This window comes from Duganella dendranthematis (genome assembly GCF_012849375.1).
Taxonomy (GTDB): domain Bacteria; phylum Pseudomonadota; class Gammaproteobacteria; order Burkholderiales; family Burkholderiaceae_D; genus Rugamonas; species Rugamonas dendranthematis.
Genome location: NZ_CP051684.1, coordinates 1,972,353 through 1,990,120 on the forward strand (window position 1 = coordinate 1,972,353; position 17,768 = coordinate 1,990,120).

At 62.7% G+C, this 17,768-nt stretch carries 13 protein-coding genes; 5 read left to right on the forward strand and 8 right to left on the reverse strand.

Translation table 11 applies throughout. From position 1 onward, the window contains the following. Window positions 1-177 precede the first annotated feature (177 nt). Entirely contained in the window at window positions 178-1,434 is a 1,257-nt protein-coding gene (locus HH213_RS09180) for a dicarboxylate/amino acid:cation symporter (protein WP_110845578.1), read from the forward strand. 3 nt (window positions 1,435-1,437) lie between these two features. On the opposite strand, the gene HH213_RS09185 is transcribed toward HH213_RS09180, so the two are convergent. Continuing rightward, complete coding sequence (locus HH213_RS09185) at window positions 1,438-1,674, reverse strand: hypothetical protein (protein WP_229263364.1); 237 nt, start codon at window positions 1,672-1,674, stop codon at window positions 1,438-1,440. 130 nt (window positions 1,675-1,804) lie between these two features. Here HH213_RS09185 and HH213_RS09190 point away from each other — a divergent pair, with 130 nt between their 5' ends. After that, window positions 1,805-3,373: a family 43 glycosylhydrolase gene (locus tag HH213_RS09190; RefSeq protein ID WP_169112063.1), complete on the forward strand. Its 1,569-nt coding sequence runs from the start codon at window positions 1,805-1,807 to the stop codon at window positions 3,371-3,373. Here HH213_RS09190 and HH213_RS09195 read toward each other — a convergent pair. Both HH213_RS09195 and HH213_RS09200 read right to left on the reverse strand, forming a co-directional pair. Further along, window positions 3,370-4,800 carry a M20/M25/M40 family metallo-hydrolase gene (locus tag HH213_RS09195; protein ID WP_169112064.1) on the reverse strand — a complete coding sequence of 477 codons (1,431 nt, stop codon included), beginning with the start codon at window positions 4,798-4,800 and terminating at the stop codon, window positions 3,370-3,372. The two genes, HH213_RS09190 and HH213_RS09195, sit on opposite strands and share 4 nt — an antisense overlap. A gap of 11 nt (window positions 4,801-4,811) precedes the next feature. Next, a complete protein-coding gene (locus tag HH213_RS09200; RefSeq protein WP_110845581.1) occupies window positions 4,812-6,638 on the reverse strand; it encodes an ABCB family ABC transporter ATP-binding protein/permease in 1,827 nt (608 codons plus the stop codon). Window positions 6,639-6,700: 62 nt separating this feature from the next. Between HH213_RS09200 and HH213_RS09205 the strand changes: the two genes are divergently transcribed. Next, on the forward strand, window positions 6,701-7,150 hold the full coding sequence (locus HH213_RS09205) for an acyl-CoA thioesterase (RefSeq protein ID WP_110845582.1): 450 nt from the start codon (window positions 6,701-6,703) through the stop codon (window positions 7,148-7,150). 13 nt (window positions 7,151-7,163) lie between these two features. Continuing rightward, a complete protein-coding gene (locus HH213_RS09210; RefSeq protein WP_169112065.1) occupies window positions 7,164-8,747 on the forward strand; it encodes an alkaline phosphatase D family protein in 1,584 nt (527 codons plus the stop codon). An 87-nt stretch (window positions 8,748-8,834) separates the two neighbouring features. Here the strand turns inward: HH213_RS09210 and HH213_RS09215 are convergent, their stop codons facing one another. From HH213_RS09215 to HH213_RS09230, 4 genes are all read right to left on the reverse strand, one after another. Further along, on the reverse strand, window positions 8,835-10,514 hold the full coding sequence (locus tag HH213_RS09215) for a long-chain-fatty-acid--CoA ligase (RefSeq protein ID WP_169112066.1): 1,680 nt from the start codon (window positions 10,512-10,514) through the stop codon (window positions 8,835-8,837). Window positions 10,515-10,516: 2 nt separating this feature from the next. Further along, on the reverse strand, window positions 10,517-12,208 hold the full coding sequence (locus HH213_RS09220) for a long-chain-fatty-acid--CoA ligase (protein ID WP_110845585.1): 1,692 nt from the start codon (window positions 12,206-12,208) through the stop codon (window positions 10,517-10,519). Between the two features lie 143 nt (window positions 12,209-12,351). Beyond that, on the reverse strand, window positions 12,352-13,479 hold the full coding sequence (locus HH213_RS09225; protein ID WP_169112067.1) for an aminopeptidase: 1,128 nt from the start codon (window positions 13,477-13,479) through the stop codon (window positions 12,352-12,354). Window positions 13,480-13,488: 9 nt separating this feature from the next. Continuing rightward, on the reverse strand, window positions 13,489-15,567 hold the full coding sequence (locus tag HH213_RS09230; RefSeq protein ID WP_169112068.1) for a molybdopterin-containing oxidoreductase family protein: 2,079 nt from the start codon (window positions 15,565-15,567) through the stop codon (window positions 13,489-13,491). 139 nt (window positions 15,568-15,706) lie between these two features. Between HH213_RS09230 and HH213_RS09235 the strand changes: the two genes are divergently transcribed. Beyond that, the gene (locus HH213_RS09235) at window positions 15,707-16,900 is read left to right on the forward strand and encodes a M20 aminoacylase family protein (protein WP_169112069.1); all 1,194 of its coding nucleotides are present in this window, start codon (window positions 15,707-15,709) and stop codon (window positions 16,898-16,900) included. Here HH213_RS09235 and HH213_RS09240 read toward each other — a convergent pair. Next, window positions 16,892-17,740 carry an NAD(P)-dependent oxidoreductase gene (locus tag HH213_RS09240; protein ID WP_229263365.1) on the reverse strand — a complete coding sequence of 283 codons (849 nt, stop codon included), beginning with the start codon at window positions 17,738-17,740 and terminating at the stop codon, window positions 16,892-16,894. The two genes, HH213_RS09235 and HH213_RS09240, sit on opposite strands and share 9 nt — an antisense overlap. Between the last annotated feature and the right edge of the window lie 28 nt (window positions 17,741-17,768).

Below are 17,768 nucleotides of genomic sequence, written 5' to 3' on the forward strand. Positions count from 1 at the left end.
AGGACGGCTGCGCGCTTGACAGCGTCCCTGCCCGCAAGGATACTGCGGAACTTGCCATTAGTTTCAGCAGCCGGCCCACCCTCCACCGGCTGTCGCCACGCTAACAAAGAACGCAGCGGCGGCCAACCTGCACGCTGCGCAGGCCAAGAGAGACACTACCACAGGAAACCCAACAATATGAACAAACAAAGCCGATTGACCACGTACATCCTGATCGGACTGGCGCTAGGCATCATCACCGGCTACATCGCCAACATCAATCTGGTGGAAGCGAGCCGCGGCAGCTTTGCCGACACCATGGCGCTGATCACCACGCTGTTCCTGCGCCTGATCAAGATGATTATCGCGCCGCTGGTGTTCTCCACGCTGGTATGCGGCATTGCCAAGATGGGCGATGCGACCGCTGTCGGCCGCGTTGGCGTCAAGACGCTGGGCTGGTTCTTCATCGCCTCGGTGATGTCGCTGACCTTGGGCCTGATTCTGGTCAACCTGTTCCGTCCGGGCGACGCGCTGCTGGGCCACATGGCCGCCACCGCCGCCAAGACCGACCTGGCCACCTCTAGCCTGACGCTGAAAGATTTCGTCACCCACTTGGTGCCGGCCTCGATCGTTGACGGCATGGCCAAGAACGAAATCCTGCAGATCGTGATCTTCTCGCTGTTCTTCGGTTCGGCCGCTGCGGCCGTCGGCCCGAAAGCCAATGTGCTGATCGAAGCGCTGGACGGCGTGGCCCACGTGATGCTCAAAGTCACCGGCTATGTAATGAAATTTGCACCGTTCGCGGTGTTTGCGGCGGTTGCCGGCACCATCGCCAAGAGCGGTCTGGGCGTGTTGCAAACCTATGGCGTGTTCATGGCCGAGTTCTACTTCGGCATCGCGCTGCTGTGGGCTTTGCTGATCTTCATCGGCTTCCTGTTCCTGAAAGGCCGCGTCTTCGACCTGATGAAAGAGATGCGCAGCCCGGCGCTGCTGGCGTTCTCGACCGCATCGAGCGAAGCGGCCTATCCAAAGACGCTGGAAGGCCTGGAGCGTTTCGGCGTGCGCAACCGCATCGCCTCGTTCGTGCTGCCGATCGGCTACTCGTTCAACCTGGACGGTTCGATGATGTACTGCACCTTCGCCACCGTGTTCATCGCGCAAGCCTATGGCATCGAAATGTCGCTGGGCCAGCAGATGACCATGATGGCGGTGCTGATGCTGACCTCGAAAGGCATGGCCGGCGTGCCGCGCGCCTCGCTGGTAGTGATCGCCGCCACGCTGGGCCAGTTCAATATTCCGGAAGCCGGCATGCTGCTGCTGCTGGGCATTGACCATTTCCTCGACATGGCGCGCTCCGCGACCAACGTCATCGGCAACGGCATCGCTACCGCCGTCGTCGCCAAGTGGGAAGGCGAGATGGACCCGCCGAAACCGGCCAACGCCGAGCTGGCGTAAGCCTCAACAAAAAAGCCACCTTCGCGGTGGCTTTTTTTTGTCACAGCCAAGTGCGCTTGCCTTCCGGCTTGGCCCCCTCTCGCGCAAACGGCGCCGCAGACGGGCGTTGTCGGCGATAGCACCGATCAGCCCAAGCAGCATCAGCATGCCAAACGCTTCCTGGCCAAAGTACCGAAAGAACAGCCACGCGCCAGCCGCGCACACAATCCCAGTCAACAGCAGTAACAGCGAGTCTTTCATGTCGCCTCCAATGAGAGGCTCCATCGTACACCTTGCGCGGAATCGTTATCCGGCTTGGCGGTTTTCGTAATTGCGGTGGCGCAAGGGTTGCTGCACCATCTAGCGATAATTTTATTATGCTGGAGACGATATGACCGCATCACGGCGCACCGCGCTCAAGACTTTGCTGGCCGGCGCCGCCGTGGCACCACAACTGGCCACCGCCGCTGCCGAGCCGACCTGGGGACGCGGCGTCGAAGGCCAGCGCAAGGCTGATCTGGGCAACGGTACCTTCCTCAACCCGATCCTCGCCGGCGACCACCCCGATCCCACCATCCTCAAGGACGGCGACGATTACTACATGACGTTTTCTTCCTTCCTGGCCTACCCCGGCGTCATCATCTGGCACTCGCAGGATCTGGTGAACTGGCAGCCCATCGGCCCGGCGTTGACCCAACCGCTCGGCAGCATCTGGGCCATGGACCTGGTCAAGCACAACGGCCGCTACTTCATCTACATCCCGGCCGGCAGCAGCATCTACGTGATCTGGGCCGACAACATCAAAGGCCCGTGGAGCGATCCGATCGACCTGAAAATCGAAGGGGCCATCGATCCAGGCCACGCCGTCGGCGAAGACGGCAAGCGCTACCTGTTCGTCAATGGCGTGCGCCGCATCGGCCTCACCGACGACGGCCTGGCCACCATCGGCAAGCTGGAAAAAGTCTACGAACCCTGGCGCTACCAGCAAGACTGGGTAGTGGAAATGTTCGCGCCCGAAGGCCCGAAACTGCTCCGGCGCGGCGAATGGTTCTACCTCGTGATGGCGGTCGGCGGCACCTCCGGCCCACCGACCAGCCACATGGTGATCGCCGCCCGCTCCCGCTCCATCCACGGCCCGTGGGAAAACCACCCGAGCAACCCGCTGGTACGCACCAGAAGCGCCGAAGAGAAATGGTGGTCGCGCGGCCATGCGTCATTGGTAGAAGGCCCGGCCGGCGACTGGTGGTTGGTCTACCATGGCTACGAAAATGGCTACCGCACCCTGGGCCGCCAATGCCTGCTCGAACCGATTGAATGGACCAGGGACGGCTGGTTCAAAGCCAAAGGCGGCGACCTGTCCAAGCCACTGCCAACGCCGAAGAAAGGCAAGGCGGTCCCGCACAACTTCGCCAAGTCCGACGATTTCCAGACCACGCGCTTCGGCGTGCAGTGGAGCTTCTTCAATCCGGGGCCGGATGAAATGAAACGCGTGCAGCACACCCCTGGCACGCTGGCCATCCAGGGCAAAGGCACATCGCCGGTCGACGCGTCGCCGCTGACCTTTATCGCCGGCGACCGCGCCTACGAAGCCACCATCACCATGGAGATCGGCGCCGATGCGGAAGGGGGACTGCTACTGCACTACAGCGAACGCGCCTACGTCGGCATCGGTTTCACGCCGACGCAGATGAAAACCTTCGCCCACTCGCAGGAGCAAAGCTGGATGCGCGAGAAAATGGACGTCTCCACCGTCCATATCCGCATGAGGAACGACCGCCACATCGTTACCTTCCACTACTCGCTGGACGGCAAGCAGTGGGTGCAGCATCCGTGGCAGATGGAAGTCTCCGGCTTGCACCACAACGTATTCGGCGGCTTCGCCAGCCTTCAACCGGGCATCTACAGCGCCGGCACAGGCGTGGTGAAGCTGCGCGACTTCAAGTACCGCGCGCTGGCTTAGTTCTGCTCCGCGTAGACCTTCACCAGTTCGTGCAGGAATACGCGGCCTTCCATCAGTGATTGCACGCCGATGTACTCATTCAGGCCGTGGATGTTACCCAGGTCCGGCGTTAGGAAAATGCCGCTAATGCCGTAGGTGGGAATGCCTGCGGCGTTGAGGAACTGGCCATCGGTGGCGCCGGACTGCAGGATCGGCATCACCGGCACACCAGGCCACAGCTTCGCGGTCATCTTCTCCACCGGCTCCATGATGGCGCGCGTCAGCGCCGGCGGCGGCGAGTTCTCGCCACGGATCTCCAGCGTCTCCACCTTCACTGCCGGATCGTCGATGGCCTTCACCAGCGCCTGGCGCACCGTCTCCTGCGTCACGCCGGGGAAGATGCGGCAGTTGATGTTGGCGCGTGCGCGTTGCGGCAGCGCGTTGGTGGCGTGACCTGCGTCCAACATGGTGGCCACGCAGGTGGTATGCAGCATCGCGCCCCAGCTTGGGCTAGCGTTGGACACCGTGGACACGGCTTTTTCATCGCTGGGATTTTTCGCCACCGTCAGCATCGCATCGGCCACTTCTTTATGACCAGCGGCCAGCTCGATCTTCGCCATCGCATTCAGATAGCCCTTACTGCCGTCGGTCAGCTGGATCGGGAATTCATAGCCCTGGATTTTCTCCAGCGCGCCGGCCAGATGATAGATGGCGTTGTCCTTGACCGGACGCGAACTGTGGCCGCCGCGGTTGATCACTTCCAGCCGATAGTTCTGCGCCACCTTCTCGCCCGCCTGCACCGTCATCGACACGCGCTTGCCGGCCGCATTCAGTTCGCCGCCCGCACCTTCGTTCAGCGCGTAGGCCGCGTCGATCAGCTCACGGCGATTCTTGGTCAGCCACTCGGCGCCGTTGAAAGCGCCGGCTGTCTCTTCGCCGCAGGTCAGCGCCATCTTCAGCGTGTGGCGTGGCTTGTACCCTTCCTGCTTGAAGCGTACCAGCGAATCGGCCCAGATGGCCGCCTGCGCCTTGTCGTCCAGCGCGCCGCGCGCGTAGAACTTGCCGTCTTCTTCCACCAGCGTGAACGGATCGCGTACCCAGTCTTCGCGCTTGGCTTCCACCACGTCGATGTGCGCCAGCAGCAGGATCGCTTTCGCTTTCGGATCGCGGCCCGGCAGAATCGCCACCAGACCGCCCTCCTTCGGATGTGCAGGATCGGCATACAGATGCAGATCCGCATCCGGGAAACCCGCCGTCTTCAACCGTGCTGCGATGCGCTCGGCGGCCAGCGTGCAGCTACCGGCAGACAACGTAGTATTGGTCTCGACCAGCTCCTTGTACAGGGCGCGGAACTGCGGTTCCGTCGGATCGGCGGCTTGAACAGCATAAGCACTTTGCACGCACGCCAGCATTGCAGATACAGCACCCAGCACAAAACGAGACTTCATCGATTAGCTCCTTAGTTTAAAACTTCTTCCTCATCCGCCTTGGCCTGCTGGCGTTCCCACATTTGAGTATATAGCCCGTTTGCCGCCAGCAGTGATTGATGCGTGCCGCGTTCGACGATGCGGCCATGATCCAGCACGATGATCTGCTGCGCATCGGCCACGGTGGACAGGCGGTGCGCGATCACCATGGTGGTGCGGGTACGCGAGATTTCCTTCAACTGCGCCTGGATCGCCTGCTCCGCCTTGGAGTCCAGCGCCGACGTGGCTTCGTCGAAGATCAGTACAGCGGGATTTTTCAGCAGCGTGCGCGCAATCGCCACGCGCTGCTTCTCGCCGCCTGACAGTTTCAGGCCGCGCTCACCGACCATGGTCTTGTAACCGTCCGGCAGGCTGTCAATGAAATCGTGGATCGACGCAGCGCGCGCAACGGCGACAATTTCGTCATGCGTGGCGCCCGGCTTGCCGTAAGCGATGTTGTATTCGATGGTGTCGTTGAACAGCACCGTATCCTGCGGCACGATGCCGATCGCATGGCGCACCGAGTCCTGCGTCAGCGCGCGCAAGTCCTGACCGTCGATGGTGATGCCGCCGGCGTTGACTTCGTAAAAGCGGAACAGCAGGCGCGATAAGGTCGACTTGCCGGAACCGCTGTGCCCTACCACCGCCGTGGTGGTGCCCGGCGCGATGGTGAAGTCCACGTCGAACAGGATCTGCCGGTTAGGATCGTAGCTGAAATCCACATGCTTGAAGCGCACCTCGGCGCCATGCGTGAGCAGCGGCTTGGCGTCGGCCGCATCGGCGATCTCGCGGTTCTGGTCCAGAAGCGAGAACAGCTTCTCCATGTCGGCCAGGCTTTGCTTGATCTCGCGGTAAATCACACCGAGGAAGTTCAACGGAATATACAGCTGGATCATGAAGGAATTGACCAGCACCAGATCGCCCAGCGTCATCTTGCCGTCGATGACGCCGACCGTGGCGCGCCACAGGATCAGCGTGACGGCGACCGCGATAATCATCGACTGGCCGGTGTTCAGCAGCGACAGCGACGTCTGCGATTTGACGGCCGCGCTTTCGTAGCTCTGCAAGCCTTCGTCGTAGCGCCGCGCCTCGTATTCCTCGTTGCCGAAGTACTTCACCGTTTCGTAGTTGATCAGCGAATCAATGGCCTTGGTGTTGGCCTTCGAGTCCATCTCGTTCATGGTGCGGCGGAAGTGCGTGCGCCAGTTGGTGATCAGGATGGTGAAGGTGATGTACGACACCAGCGCCACAAAGGTGATCACCGAGAACCAGATGTCGTAATGCGTGACCAGGTAGCCCAGCACCAGTGTGATTTCCACTAGCGTCGGCAGGATGTTAAACAGCGTGTACGAAATCAGCGAACCGACCGCGCGCGTGCCGCGTTCGATATCGCGCGTCATGCCGCCGGTCTGGCGGTTCAGGTGGAAGCGCAGTGACAGGGCGTGCAGATGGCGGAATACTTGCAGCGCAATGGTGCGCACCGCGCGCTGCGTGACGCGCGCGAAAAGAAACTCGCGTAGCTCGGTGAACACGGTGGTCGACACGCGCAGGATGCCGTACACCACCAGCGCACCGAGCGGCAGCACCAGCAAGGCTTGGGGATGGGAAGGTGAGATGGTCAGCGAATCGATCAGCTTCTTCATCACCACCGGCACGCCGACGTTGGCCAGCTTGGCGCCGACCAGGCAACCCAGCGCCAGCGCCACGCGCCATTTGTAGACCCATAAATACGGCAGCAGGGTTCTCAGGGTGGAAAAATCGCTGCGGGAAGAAGCGGACTTGCTGGCGGTGGCTGGCGGGGATTCGGAGTAACGGCGCATGGCGGATAATGGCATTTTATGGTTCAATTCCCGTTCATTGTAGCCCCTGAAGAGATTTTAAGATGACCACGCCCCAAACACCCGCCCCGATCGCCGTCACCACCATCAACCGCGGCCTGCCCGCCGGGAAGATGCCGGAACTGCGCATGATGCCGTCGCCGTCCGACGCCAACGTCTACGGCGATGTGTTTGGCGGCTGGATCATGGCGCAGGTGGACATCGCCGGCTCGCTGCCGGCCACCCGCCGCGCCAATGGCCGCGTGGCGACTATTGCGGTGAATTCGTTCGTGTTCAAGAACCCGGTGTTCGTAGGGGATCTGCTGTCGTTCTATGCTGATATTGTCAAGGTTGGCAATACGTCCATTACCGTGCAGGTGGAAGTGTATGCGGAACGCAACCGCCTGCAGGCCGACACGGTGAAAGTCACCGAAGCCACGCTGACCTACGTGGCGACCGACTCGGACCGCAAGCCGCGCAAGGTGCCGCCGATTGAAACGCTGATTCACCCATAAGCATAAGCGGCGCATGGATCACCAACGCCGCATCTTCCTTGGCGCCCTGGCGGCGCTTGGCACCGCACAACCCGCACAGCCAGAGGGGGTCAGACCCCGCACGGGGTCTGACCCCGGCTTGCGGTTTGCGGGGTATCCATTCTCGCTGGGCGTGGCTTCGGGTTCGCCGTTGACCAACGCCGTCATCATCTGGACCCGCATCCTGCATGACCCACTCAACGCCGCCGCCATGCCGGCGCTGGCCTTCAGCGTGCGCTGGGAGATGGCGGAGGACGAACACTTCCGCCGCATCGTCGCCAAGGGCACAGCCAGCGCGCCGCCCGAGCTGGCACACAGCGTCCACGTCGACGTCACCGGCCTGCAACCGGACCGCTGGTACTGGTACCGCTTCATGCTGGGCGACGCCGTCAGTCCGACCGGACGCACCCGCACCGCACCGGCCGCCGGCGCCATGCCGTCCACGCTAAAACTGGCGGTGGCCTCCTGCCAGCACTGGGAATTCGGCACCTACGCCGCCCATCGCCACATCGCCGCCGCAGCGCCCGACCTGGTGGCCTTCCTGGGCGATTACATCTACGAGTGGGGGCCATACCAGCGCCAGCACCCAAAAGCCGCCGTACGGGTCTCGGAAAGCTTCACGCTGGCCGACTACCGCGCCCGCTACGCCCAGTACAAATCGGATCCCGACCTGCAGGCTGCACACCACGCCGCGCCATGGATCGTCACCTGGGACGATCACGAAGTCGCCAACGATTACGGCAACGATCGCGACGAACGCCTCGACCCGCGCTTCATCGACCGCCGTGCCGCCGCGTATCAAGCCTTCTACGAACACATGCCGCTGCGCGTTGCGCCGAAAGACTTCGCCAACCTGCGCATGTACCAGCGCTACGACTGGGGCAAGCTGGCGCGCTTCCACGTACTGGACGACCGCCAGTACCGCGCCTACCATGCCTGTCCGCCCAAGGGGCGCGGCGGTTCCAGCTCGGTGCTGCTGCGCGACTGCCCGGCGTTGCTGGACCGCAGCCGCAGCATGCTGGGCAAGGAACAGGAACAATGGCTGGCGCAGGGACTCGCGTCCTCGCCGGCGCGCTGGAACATCCTGGCCCAGCAAACGCTGATGGCGCAAAACAGCCAGCTGCCGATTATCAAGGAAGGCGACGGCCGCTTCTGGACCGATGGCTGGGACGGCTATCCGGTGGCGCGCCAGCGCCTGATGGACACGCTGCACACCAACCGCGCCAGCAATCCGCTGGTGCTGTCGGGCGACGTGCACAGCTTCTTCGCCAGCGAGCTGGCGCGCAATCCCTCCCGGCCGCGCAGTGCCGGCAATCCGCTGGTGGCGACGGAATTCTGCGGCACCTCGATCACCTCGCCGTCACGTTCGCAAGCGCGCACCGACGACTTCGTACGAATGAATCCGGCGATCAAATACGGCCGCAGCGACAAGCGCGGCTACATGCTGCTGACCGTCACGCCGGCCGACACCAGCGCCCACTTCCTGGCGCTGGACGACGTACACAACAGCGCCACCCCGATCGCCCGCGCCGCCGGCTTCGTGGTCCGCAACGGCCAACCCGGCCTGCACACAACCTGACCGTCGTCCCGGCGAAAGCCGGGACCCATGCTGAGCTAATACTGGAAACGTTCTATGGATCCCGGCCTGCGCCGGGATGACGGGGGATCAGGCGGCGGTCTTTTCGGTTTTCTCATCCCGCAGCTGGCGGCGCAGGATTTTGCCGACATTGGTCTTCGGCAGCTCATCGCGGAACTCGATGTACTTCGGTTTCTTGTACGCGGTCAGCTCGTGCTTGCAATAGTCGAGGATCTGCTCGGCCGTCAGGTTCGGATCCTTGCGCACCACGAACAGCTTCACAGCCTCGCCCGAATTTTTGTCCGGCACGCCGATGCACGCCACTTCCAGCACGCCCGGATGCGAGGCCACCACCTCTTCCACCTCGTTCGGATAGACGTTGAAGCCAGACACGATGATCATGTCCTTCTTGCGGTCGACGATCTTGGTGTAGCCCTTTTCATCCATGATGCCGACGTCGCCGGTCTTGAAGAAGCCATCGGCCGTCATCGACTTGGCGGTTTCGTCCGGGCGGTTCCAGTAGCCGGCCATGACCTGCGGACCGCGAATCGCGATCTCGCCGGTCGAGCCCAGCGGCAGCGGATTGCCGTCGTCGTCGAGGATCGCCACTTCGGTCGATGGAATCGGCAGGCCGATGGTGCCGGTGAATTCCTTGATGTCGATGCGGTTGGCCGTGGCCACCGGCGAGGTCTCGGACAAGCCATAACCTTCGATGATCGGCGTGCCGGTCACCTTCAGCCAGCGTTCGGCCACGCCCTTCTGCACCGCCATGCCGCCGCCGTTGCACAGCTTGTAGGACGAGAAGTCCAGCTTGGCGAAATCGGCATTGTTGAGCAGCGCGTTGTACAGCGTGTTCACCGCCGGCAGCACGGTGACCTTGTACTTGGCCAGTTCCTTGATAAAGCCCGGAATGTCGCGCGGATTCGGAATCAGCAGGCTCAAGCCGCCGGTGCGGATGCTCATGAAGGCGCTGACCGTCAGCGAGTAGATGTGGTACAGCGGCAGCGCAGCCACAAACACCATCGGCTCGCCGCCGGCCTTCATCTGCAGCCAGGCTTCATTCTGCAACACGTTGGCGATGATATTCCGGTGCAGCAGGATCGCGCCTTTCGACACGCCCGTGGTGCCGCCGGTGTATTGCAGGAAAGCGATGTCGTCATGGCCCTGCTTGGCCGGCGTCAGCGTCTTGCCCGAACCTTCCGACAGCACCTGCTTGAACGACACCGAACCAGGCAGCGAAAACGCCGGCACCATCTTCTTCACATTGCGCACCACGAAGTTGACGATGAAGCCTTTCAGCCCGCCCAGCAGGTCGCCCATGGTGGCCACCACCACATGCTTGACGGCGGTCTGCGCCACCACCTGCTGCACCGTGGTGGCAAAGTTTTCCAGCACGAAGATGGCTTCGGCGCCCGAGTCGGTCAGCTGGTGCTGCAACTCGCGCGGCGTGTACAGCGGGTTGACGTTGACCACGGTGTAGCCGGCGCGCAGGATGCCGGCCATGATGACCGGATATTGCAGCACGTTCGGCAGCATGACGGCCACGCGCGCGCCCGGTTGCAGTCCCTTGGCTTGCAGCCAGGCGCCGACTTTTTGCGACAGGTGATCCAGCTCGCCGTAGGTCAGGAATTTATCCATGCACACGAAAGCATTGCGATCCGCGTACTTACGGAAGGATTCCTCCATCAGGTGGGTCACCGAGCGGAACTGGGTGCTGTCGATCTCCGCCGGTACGCCTTCCGGGTACGACTTCAGCCAAATCTTATCCATCTTTATGCAGCCTTTTTCTTCTCGCCGGGGACTTCGTCGCGCAACATGCGACGCAGAATCTTCCCGACATTGGTTTTGGGTAGCTCCTCGCGGAACTCAATGTATTTCGGCTTTTTATAGCCGGTAAATTGTTCTTTGCAGTAGGCCATCAACTGCTCTTGCGTCAGGTTCGGGTCCTTGCGCACCACGAATACCTTGACGGCCTCGCCCGAATGCTCGTCCGGCACGCCGATCGCCGCGCACTCCAGCACGCCCGGATGGGCGGCAATCACACCTTCCAGCTCGTTCGGGTAGACGTTAAAGCCGGACACCAGGATCATGTCCTTCTTGCGGTCCACGATTTTAACGAAACCGTGCTCATCCATCACGCCGACGTCGCCGGATTTAAAGAAGCCGTCCGGCGTCATCACCTTGGCGGTTTCGTCCGGACGGTTCCAGTAGCCGGACATCACCTGCGGGCCGCGAATCGCGATCTCGCCGGCGGTGCCCAGCGGCACTTCCTGGCCGTCGTCATCCAGGATGGCGATGTCGGTCGACGGCACCGGCAGGCCGATGGTGGCCGTGAATTCCTTGCTGTCGGCGCGGTTGCAGGTGGCCACCGGCGAGGTCTCGGACAAGCCGTAACCCTCGATGATGGACACGCCGGTTGCTTTCAGCCAGCGGTCGTTGACGGCCTGCTGCACCGCCATGCCGCCGCCGTTGCAGATCTTCAGCGCCGAGAAATCCAGATGGGCGAAATCCGGATGGTTCAGCAGCGCGTTGTACAGCGTGTTCACGGCCGGCAGCATGTTGAACTTGTACTTGGCCAGTTCCTTGATGAAGCCGCCGATGTCGCGCGGATTCGGCACCAGGATATTCAGCGCACCGACCCGCGTGCCCCACATCGCGCAGCAAGTCAGCGCGAAGATATGGTACAGCGGCAGCGCACAGACGATGGTCACCTGCTCGTCCGAACCGCCCAGCGCCGGCTCCGACCACGCCTCGCTCTGCAGCAGGTTGGCGACGATATTCTGGTGCGTCAGCGTCGCGCCTTTCGACACGCCGGTGGTGCCGCCGGTGTACTGCAGGAACGCCGGATCGTTGTACTGGCGTTCGACCGGCGTCAGCTTCATGCTGCCGCCCTGTGACAGCGCATCCTTGAAGCGCACGGCGTTGGGCAGCGAAAACGCCGGCACCATCTTCTTGACGTTGCGCACCACAAAATTCACCAGCAAGCCCTTCACGCCGCCCAGCATCTCGCCCATGCTGGCCACCACGATATGCTTGACCTGGGTCTTGCCCAGCACCTGTTCCAGCGTGGTGGCAAAGTTCTCCAGGATGATGATGGCTTCCGCGCCGGAGTCGTTCAGCTGGTGCTCCAGCTCGCGCGGCGTGTACAGCGGATTGATGTTGACCACCGTGTAGCCGGCGCGCAGGATCGCCGCAATCGCGATCGGATACTGCAGCACGTTCGGCATCATGATGGCCACCCGCGTGCCCGGCTTCAGGCCACGGCTTTGCAGCCAGGCGCCGAGGCGTTTCGAGTACGTATCGACTTCGGCATAGGTGAGAAACTTGTCCATGCAGACATAAGCGTTGCGGTCGGCAAACTTGTGGAAAGACTCTTCCAGCAATTGCACCAGCGAACGGTACTGACTCGTATCGACCTCGGTCTGCATGCCCGGCGGATACGATTTCAACCAGATTTTCTCCATCCTGTGCCTCTGTCTCGAATATTTATCGTTGTAAGGGGAGCTTGCTGATGATGCGATGCTATCGGGCACCAAGCCCGTACGCAAGCGCATTTAACCATAATTAGAACGGAGGTTCTAACGGCTTTTCATGATGCAACGCAACATCAATGCGCACCTTCGGCACTGGTCGGAGGCTCTTTGACGCCCTCCGCATTGAGCATCGCCGGGCGGCCCAAGAGGTCCAACTGCTGTCGGCGTTGAACTACGTCAAGTGCCGCCATCTTTTGCACCGCACCATAAAAACGCACGAACGTTCGTTCCTGCGTTAACAAGGCCCGGAAGGCGGGGAGATAATCGTGGTAAGTCCCCACCGAAGACAGGTGGGCGTTGGTCAGCGGCTCGGCAAACCAGCGGTCATAGCCGGCATAGCCGCCCCAGCTTTCCTTGAGCTTCAGGTAGTCGGACTTGAGGTGGGCGAAGATGCGGGCCTTCTCGGCCCGCTTGTGGCGGGTGCTGGTTTTGCCGGCGTACAGGTCGGCCAGCATTTTGCGGTGCTGCACCAGCAGCGCCAGGAAGTCCTGGCGGCGCGCGTTGTAGCGCGTGTAGGCGTCGCGCATCGGATCGGTGCCATACAGTTCCAGCCAGCGCGCCACGCCGGCCTCCTCGACCGCCGTTGCGAAGCTTTCGTTGAACTGGGTATCGCCCGGCACGTACACCACCTGGTGCGCCAGTTCGTGGAACACCATGCGCGCCAGCTCGGCGTCGGAGTAATTGATGAAGGTCGACAGCAGCGGATCGCTGAACCAGCCCAGCGTGGAATAGGCCGGCACGCCGCCGACCTGCACGTCGTTGCCCTCCTTACGCAGCTCGTCGGCATAGGCCATCGCGTCGTCCTTGCTGTAGTAGCCGCGATAACTGACGCAGCCCGCAATCGGGAAGCACCATTGGATGGGCCGCAGCGACAATTCCGGCGTCGCCACCACATTCCAAAGCACAAAGGGGCGCGACAGCGCGGCGTAGTTCTTGTAGCTGGCGTTGTCCGGAAGGCCCAGTTCCTTGACCGCGAATTTGCGGATCAACAGCGCCTTCTCGAGGCGTGCCTTCAGCTGCGGATCGGTGCTGGGATCGCCCAGCCAGTCATCAATCGGCCGCGCGTCCGACCATAAGGAATACTGGCCTTGGGCGGCCTGCATGTAGTACTTGAATTGCGCGCAACCGGCCAGCATCGCGGCCACGCACGCCGGCACCAGCCAGTACCTGGCGCGGAGCATTCGGCGGGCAATATTGCGCATACATTACCTTCAAGCGGAGACTCTCTCGACTTGAACCAGTGTATCGTAAAACGTCGGCGCGCGGCCCATATCCGTCAACTGTTGGCTGGTAACCTCATTGGCGTTTTTACCATCCGTGGCTAGCTTTTTCCACCACACTGACAAGCCGACAACCAGGCCGGCACGTGCCTTGTCCGTCAAGCGCGCCTTGCAGACAAAGGAGCCGCGGTCGTTGAAGATGCGCACCATGTCGCCGTGCGCGATGCCGCGCGCGGCGCCGTCGTCGGGATGGATATCCAGATGCGGCTCGCCCTCCGCCGAACGCAGGCTCTTGACGTTGACGAAGGTGGAGTTGAGGAAGTTGCGCGCCGGCGGCGAGATCATCGCCAGCGGATAGCGCGCCGCCAGTTCCGGATTGCTGGCCACCGATTCATACGGCGCCACATACGCCGGCAGCGGATCGAGACCATCCTTCTCCATCTGCGCGGAATAGAACTCGCACTTGCCGGACGGCGTAGGGAAACCGCCTTGCGCAAACGGCGCATCCGGCATATTGAGTTTCTGCCAGCCCTTCTGCTTCAAGGCGTCCCAGTCGAAGCCCAGCGCGCGCGCGTCCTGCGCGTTGAAGGCGATGGCGGCCAGCTGGTCGTCGCTGTCCTTGAAGCAGTCGTCGTCAAAGCCCATCTTCGCCGCCAGCAGGCGGAAGATTTCCGTGTTCGGCTTGGCCTCGCCCAGCGGCGCAATGGCGGCGTTATTCGCCATCATGTACAGGTGGCCGTAGGACGTGTGCGCGTCGATATGCTCCAGCTGCGTGGTGGCCGGCAGCACGATGTCGGCGTAGTCGGCGGTGTCGGTCTGGAACTGCTCCAGCACCACCGTGAACAGGTCCTCGCGCAGGAAGCCGCGCATCACCTTGTCCGAATCCGGCGCCACCGCCAGCGGATTGGAGTTGTAGACGATGACCGCCTCCACAGCCGGTCCGAACGCCGCCGACGCAGGCCGCAGCAGGTCATCGCCGATGGTGGTCATGTTGATGGTGCGTGGGATCTTCTTCAGCAAATCGGTGCGCTGCAGCTTGGCCTTGTTGGTCGGGAAGGAGCCGCTGGACGACAGCTGCACGCCGCCGGCCGCATGGCGCCACGCCCCCACCAGCGCAGGCAGGCAGGCGATATTCCGCACCGCCATGCCGCCGCCGTGCACGCGCTGCACGCCGTAGTTGGTGCGGATCGCCACCGGCTCACCGGCCTTCGCCATGCTGCCGTACAGGCGCGCCAGATCGACCACTTCTTCCACCGTGATGCCGCAGGTTTGCGCGGTGCGTTCCGGCGTCCATTCGGCGGCGCGCTGCTTCAGTTCTGCAAAGCCCAGCGTGTACTGTTCGATGTAGTCGTGGTCCAGCAGGTCTTCCTTGATCAGCACATGCATCAGGCCCAGTGCCAGCGCCGAGTCGGTGCCCGGCAACAGCGCGATATGCTGATGGCACTTCTCGGCCGTCAGCGAGCGGTAAGGATCGATGGCGATAAGCTTGGCGCCGTGCCGCTTGGCTTCCTGCGCGCGGGTCCAGAAGTGCAGGTTGGAGGCGATCGGATTACCGCCCCAGATGATCAGCAGCTTGGAATGCTGAAACTGCTCCATGTCGGTGCCGACCGAGCCGCCGATTGTGTACTTGTAGCCGGTGGCGCCGGCCATCGCGCAGATCGTGCGGTCCAGCAGCGACGCGCCGATCTTGTTGAAGAAGCGCGACGACATCGACTCGCCCTGGATCAGCCCCATGGTGCCGCAATAGCTGTATGGCAGGATGGCTTCCGGCGCGCGCTCGGCGATGGGCTTGAGTTTTGCCGCGATGGTCGCCAGCGCCTCGTCCCAGCTAATCCGCTCGAACTTGCCCTCGCCCTTCTTGCCGACGCGCTTGAGCGGATGCAGCAAGCGGTCGTCGTGATAGGTGCGCTCGGTGTAGCGCGACACTTTGGTGCATAGCACCCCGGCCGTGGTGGGATGGTCGGGATCGCCCTTGACCGCGGTGGCGACGCCGTCTTCCACCGTCACCAGCAGCGCGCAGGTGTCGGGGCAGTCGAGCGGGCAGGCTGCGCGGACTTGTGTGGTAGTCATGTCGGAAATCCAAAAAAGCTGATGCGGAAAACAGTATCGTAAACCATTGCGCCCGCTCTGGCTTAAGTCCGTAGACAAGGGCTACAATGGCTGTTCTCGATGCTTAAAAAGCAAGCGACACGAATATTGGAGAAGCAGCATGAAACTGGTAGATCCCATCATTGCATTTCAATCCGAAATTCAGGAAATACGGCGCGACCTGCACGCCCATCCGGAACTCTGCTACGAAGAACAACGCACGGCCGACGTGGTGGCCGCCAAGCTGACCGAATGGGGCATCCCGGTGATTCGCGGCCTGGGCATCACCGGCGTGGTCGGCGTCATCAAAAACGGCACCTCGGAGCGCGCCATCGGCCTGCGCGCCGACATGGATGCGCTGCCGATGCAGGAAGTGAATACCTTCGCCCACGCCTCGCGCCACCCCGGCAAGATGCACGCCTGCGGTCATGACGGCCACACCGCCATGCTGCTCGGCGCCGCCAAGCACCTGGCCGAACACCGCAACTTCGACGGAACTGTTTATCTCGTTTTCCAGCCGGCCGAAGAAGGCGGCGCCGGCGCCAGGCGCATGATCGAGGACGGCCTGTTCGAGCAATGCCCGATGGACAGCATCTACGGCATGCACAACTGGCCGGGGATCCCGTCGGGCCACATGAGCGTGCGGCCTGGCCCGCTGATGGCGTCCAGTAACGAGTTCTATCTGACGGTGAAGGGCAAGGGCGGCCACGCGGCGCAACCGCACAAGTGCGTCGACCCGGTGATCATCGGCATGCAGATCGCGCAGAGCTGGCAGACCATCATCAGCCGCCGCACCAATCCGATCGACACCGCCGTGCTGTCGCTGACGCAGTTCCACGCCGGCACCGCCACCAATGTCATCCCGGACGAAGCCAAGCTGGCCGGCACCGTGCGCACGCTGTCCGCGTCGGTGCTGGACATGATCGAGAAGCAGATGGAAGAAGTGGCCGTCAACACGGCCGCCGCATTCGGCGCGGAAGTGGAGTTCAAGTTCCGCCGCAACTACCCGCCGCTGGTCAACCATCCGGAAGCCACGCGCTTTGCGGTGGAGGTGATGAAGGCGGTGGTCGGCGCCGACAAGGTCGACGACAAGACCGAACCGTCGATGGCGGCGGAAGACTTCTCCTACTTCCTGCAGGCGCGGCCGGGCTGCTACATCTTCATCGGCAACGGTGAAGGCGACCACCGCGACGGCGGCCACGGCCTCGGCCCGTGCGTGCTACACAACGGCAGCTACGACTTCAACGACAACCTGCTGCCGATCGGCGCCAGCTTCTGGGTCAAGCTGGTCGAGGCCAGCCTGCCCTTAGCTTAATTTATCCGGGGCGTCGCCGACGCGCTGGCCCGGATTCAACTGCTCCAGCCCGATCAGCGCGGCCGAGTGATCGGCTTGCGGAATGGTCTTCGACAGCGTCAGGTAGCGCGCCGTCACCAGCTCCGTCAGCGGCAGCACGATACCGGCCGCTTCCGCCGCCGCCAGGATGTTGCGCTGATCCTTCAGTTGCGTACTCACCTTGCCGCCGGCGACGAAATTCCGCTCCAGCATGCGCTGGCCGTGCACATCCAATATCTTCGACTCGGCGAAGCCGCCGCGGATGGCGGCACGCATCGCCGCCGGATCCGCGCCGGCCGCCTGCGCAAGCAAAATGGCTTCCGCGACAATATTGATCGTCGCACCAACAATCAGCTGGTTGCACAGCTTGGCCACCTGCCCGGCGCCAGCCGGTCCCACCAGCGTGGCGCGGCCCATGGCGGCCAGCACCGGCTCGGCCTCGGCAAAGTCCTCTGCTGCGCCACCGGCCATGATCGCCAGCGTGCCGGCGGCCGCACCACCAACGCCGCCGGATACCGGCGCGTCGATGAAGCGCCGTCCCTGGGCGGTTAATTGGGCGTGAAAAGCCTGCGCCTCGGCCTGCTGTGTCGAGCTCATGTCGATCCACAGCGCGTTCTGCGCCAGCCCCGGCAATGCTGCGCGCAGCACCCCGTCCACGGTCGGGCCCGCCTCCAGCATGGAGATGACAATGTGTGCGCCGCGCACCGCATCTTGCAAATCCGACACCGCATGCGCGCCGGCGCCAGCCAGTGCCTCAGCCTTGGCGGCGGTGCGATTCCAGACGGTCACCGCGTGGCCGGCAGCCAGCAGACGACGGGCCATCGGGTCCCCCATCAAGCCTATGCCTAAA

Coding starts and splice junctions, on each gene's coding strand:
- HH213_RS09180 (WP_110845578.1), top strand. CDS start 178: ATGAACAAACAAAGCCGATTGACCACGTACATCCTGATCGGACTGGCG.
- HH213_RS09185 (WP_229263364.1), bottom strand. CDS start 1,674: ATGAAAGACTCGCTGTTACTGCTGTTGACTGGGATTGTGTGCGCGGCT.
- HH213_RS09190 (WP_169112063.1), top strand. CDS start 1,805: ATGACCGCATCACGGCGCACCGCGCTCAAGACTTTGCTGGCCGGCGCC.
- HH213_RS09195 (WP_169112064.1), bottom strand. CDS start 4,800: ATGAAGTCTCGTTTTGTGCTGGGTGCTGTATCTGCAATGCTGGCGTGC.
- HH213_RS09200 (WP_110845581.1), bottom strand. CDS start 6,638: ATGCGCCGTTACTCCGAATCCCCGCCAGCCACCGCCAGCAAGTCCGCT.
- HH213_RS09205 (WP_110845582.1), top strand. CDS start 6,701: ATGACCACGCCCCAAACACCCGCCCCGATCGCCGTCACCACCATCAAC.
- HH213_RS09210 (WP_169112065.1), top strand. CDS start 7,164: ATGGATCACCAACGCCGCATCTTCCTTGGCGCCCTGGCGGCGCTTGGC.
- HH213_RS09215 (WP_169112066.1), bottom strand. CDS start 10,514: ATGGATAAGATTTGGCTGAAGTCGTACCCGGAAGGCGTACCGGCGGAG.
- HH213_RS09220 (WP_110845585.1), bottom strand. CDS start 12,208: ATGGAGAAAATCTGGTTGAAATCGTATCCGCCGGGCATGCAGACCGAG.
- HH213_RS09225 (WP_169112067.1), bottom strand. CDS start 13,479: ATGCGCAATATTGCCCGCCGAATGCTCCGCGCCAGGTACTGGCTGGTG.
- HH213_RS09230 (WP_169112068.1), bottom strand. CDS start 15,567: ATGACTACCACACAAGTCCGCGCAGCCTGCCCGCTCGACTGCCCCGAC.
- HH213_RS09235 (WP_169112069.1), top strand. CDS start 15,707: ATGAAACTGGTAGATCCCATCATTGCATTTCAATCCGAAATTCAGGAA.
- HH213_RS09240 (WP_229263365.1), bottom strand. CDS start 17,740: ATGGCCCGTCGTCTGCTGGCTGCCGGCCACGCGGTGACCGTCTGGAAT.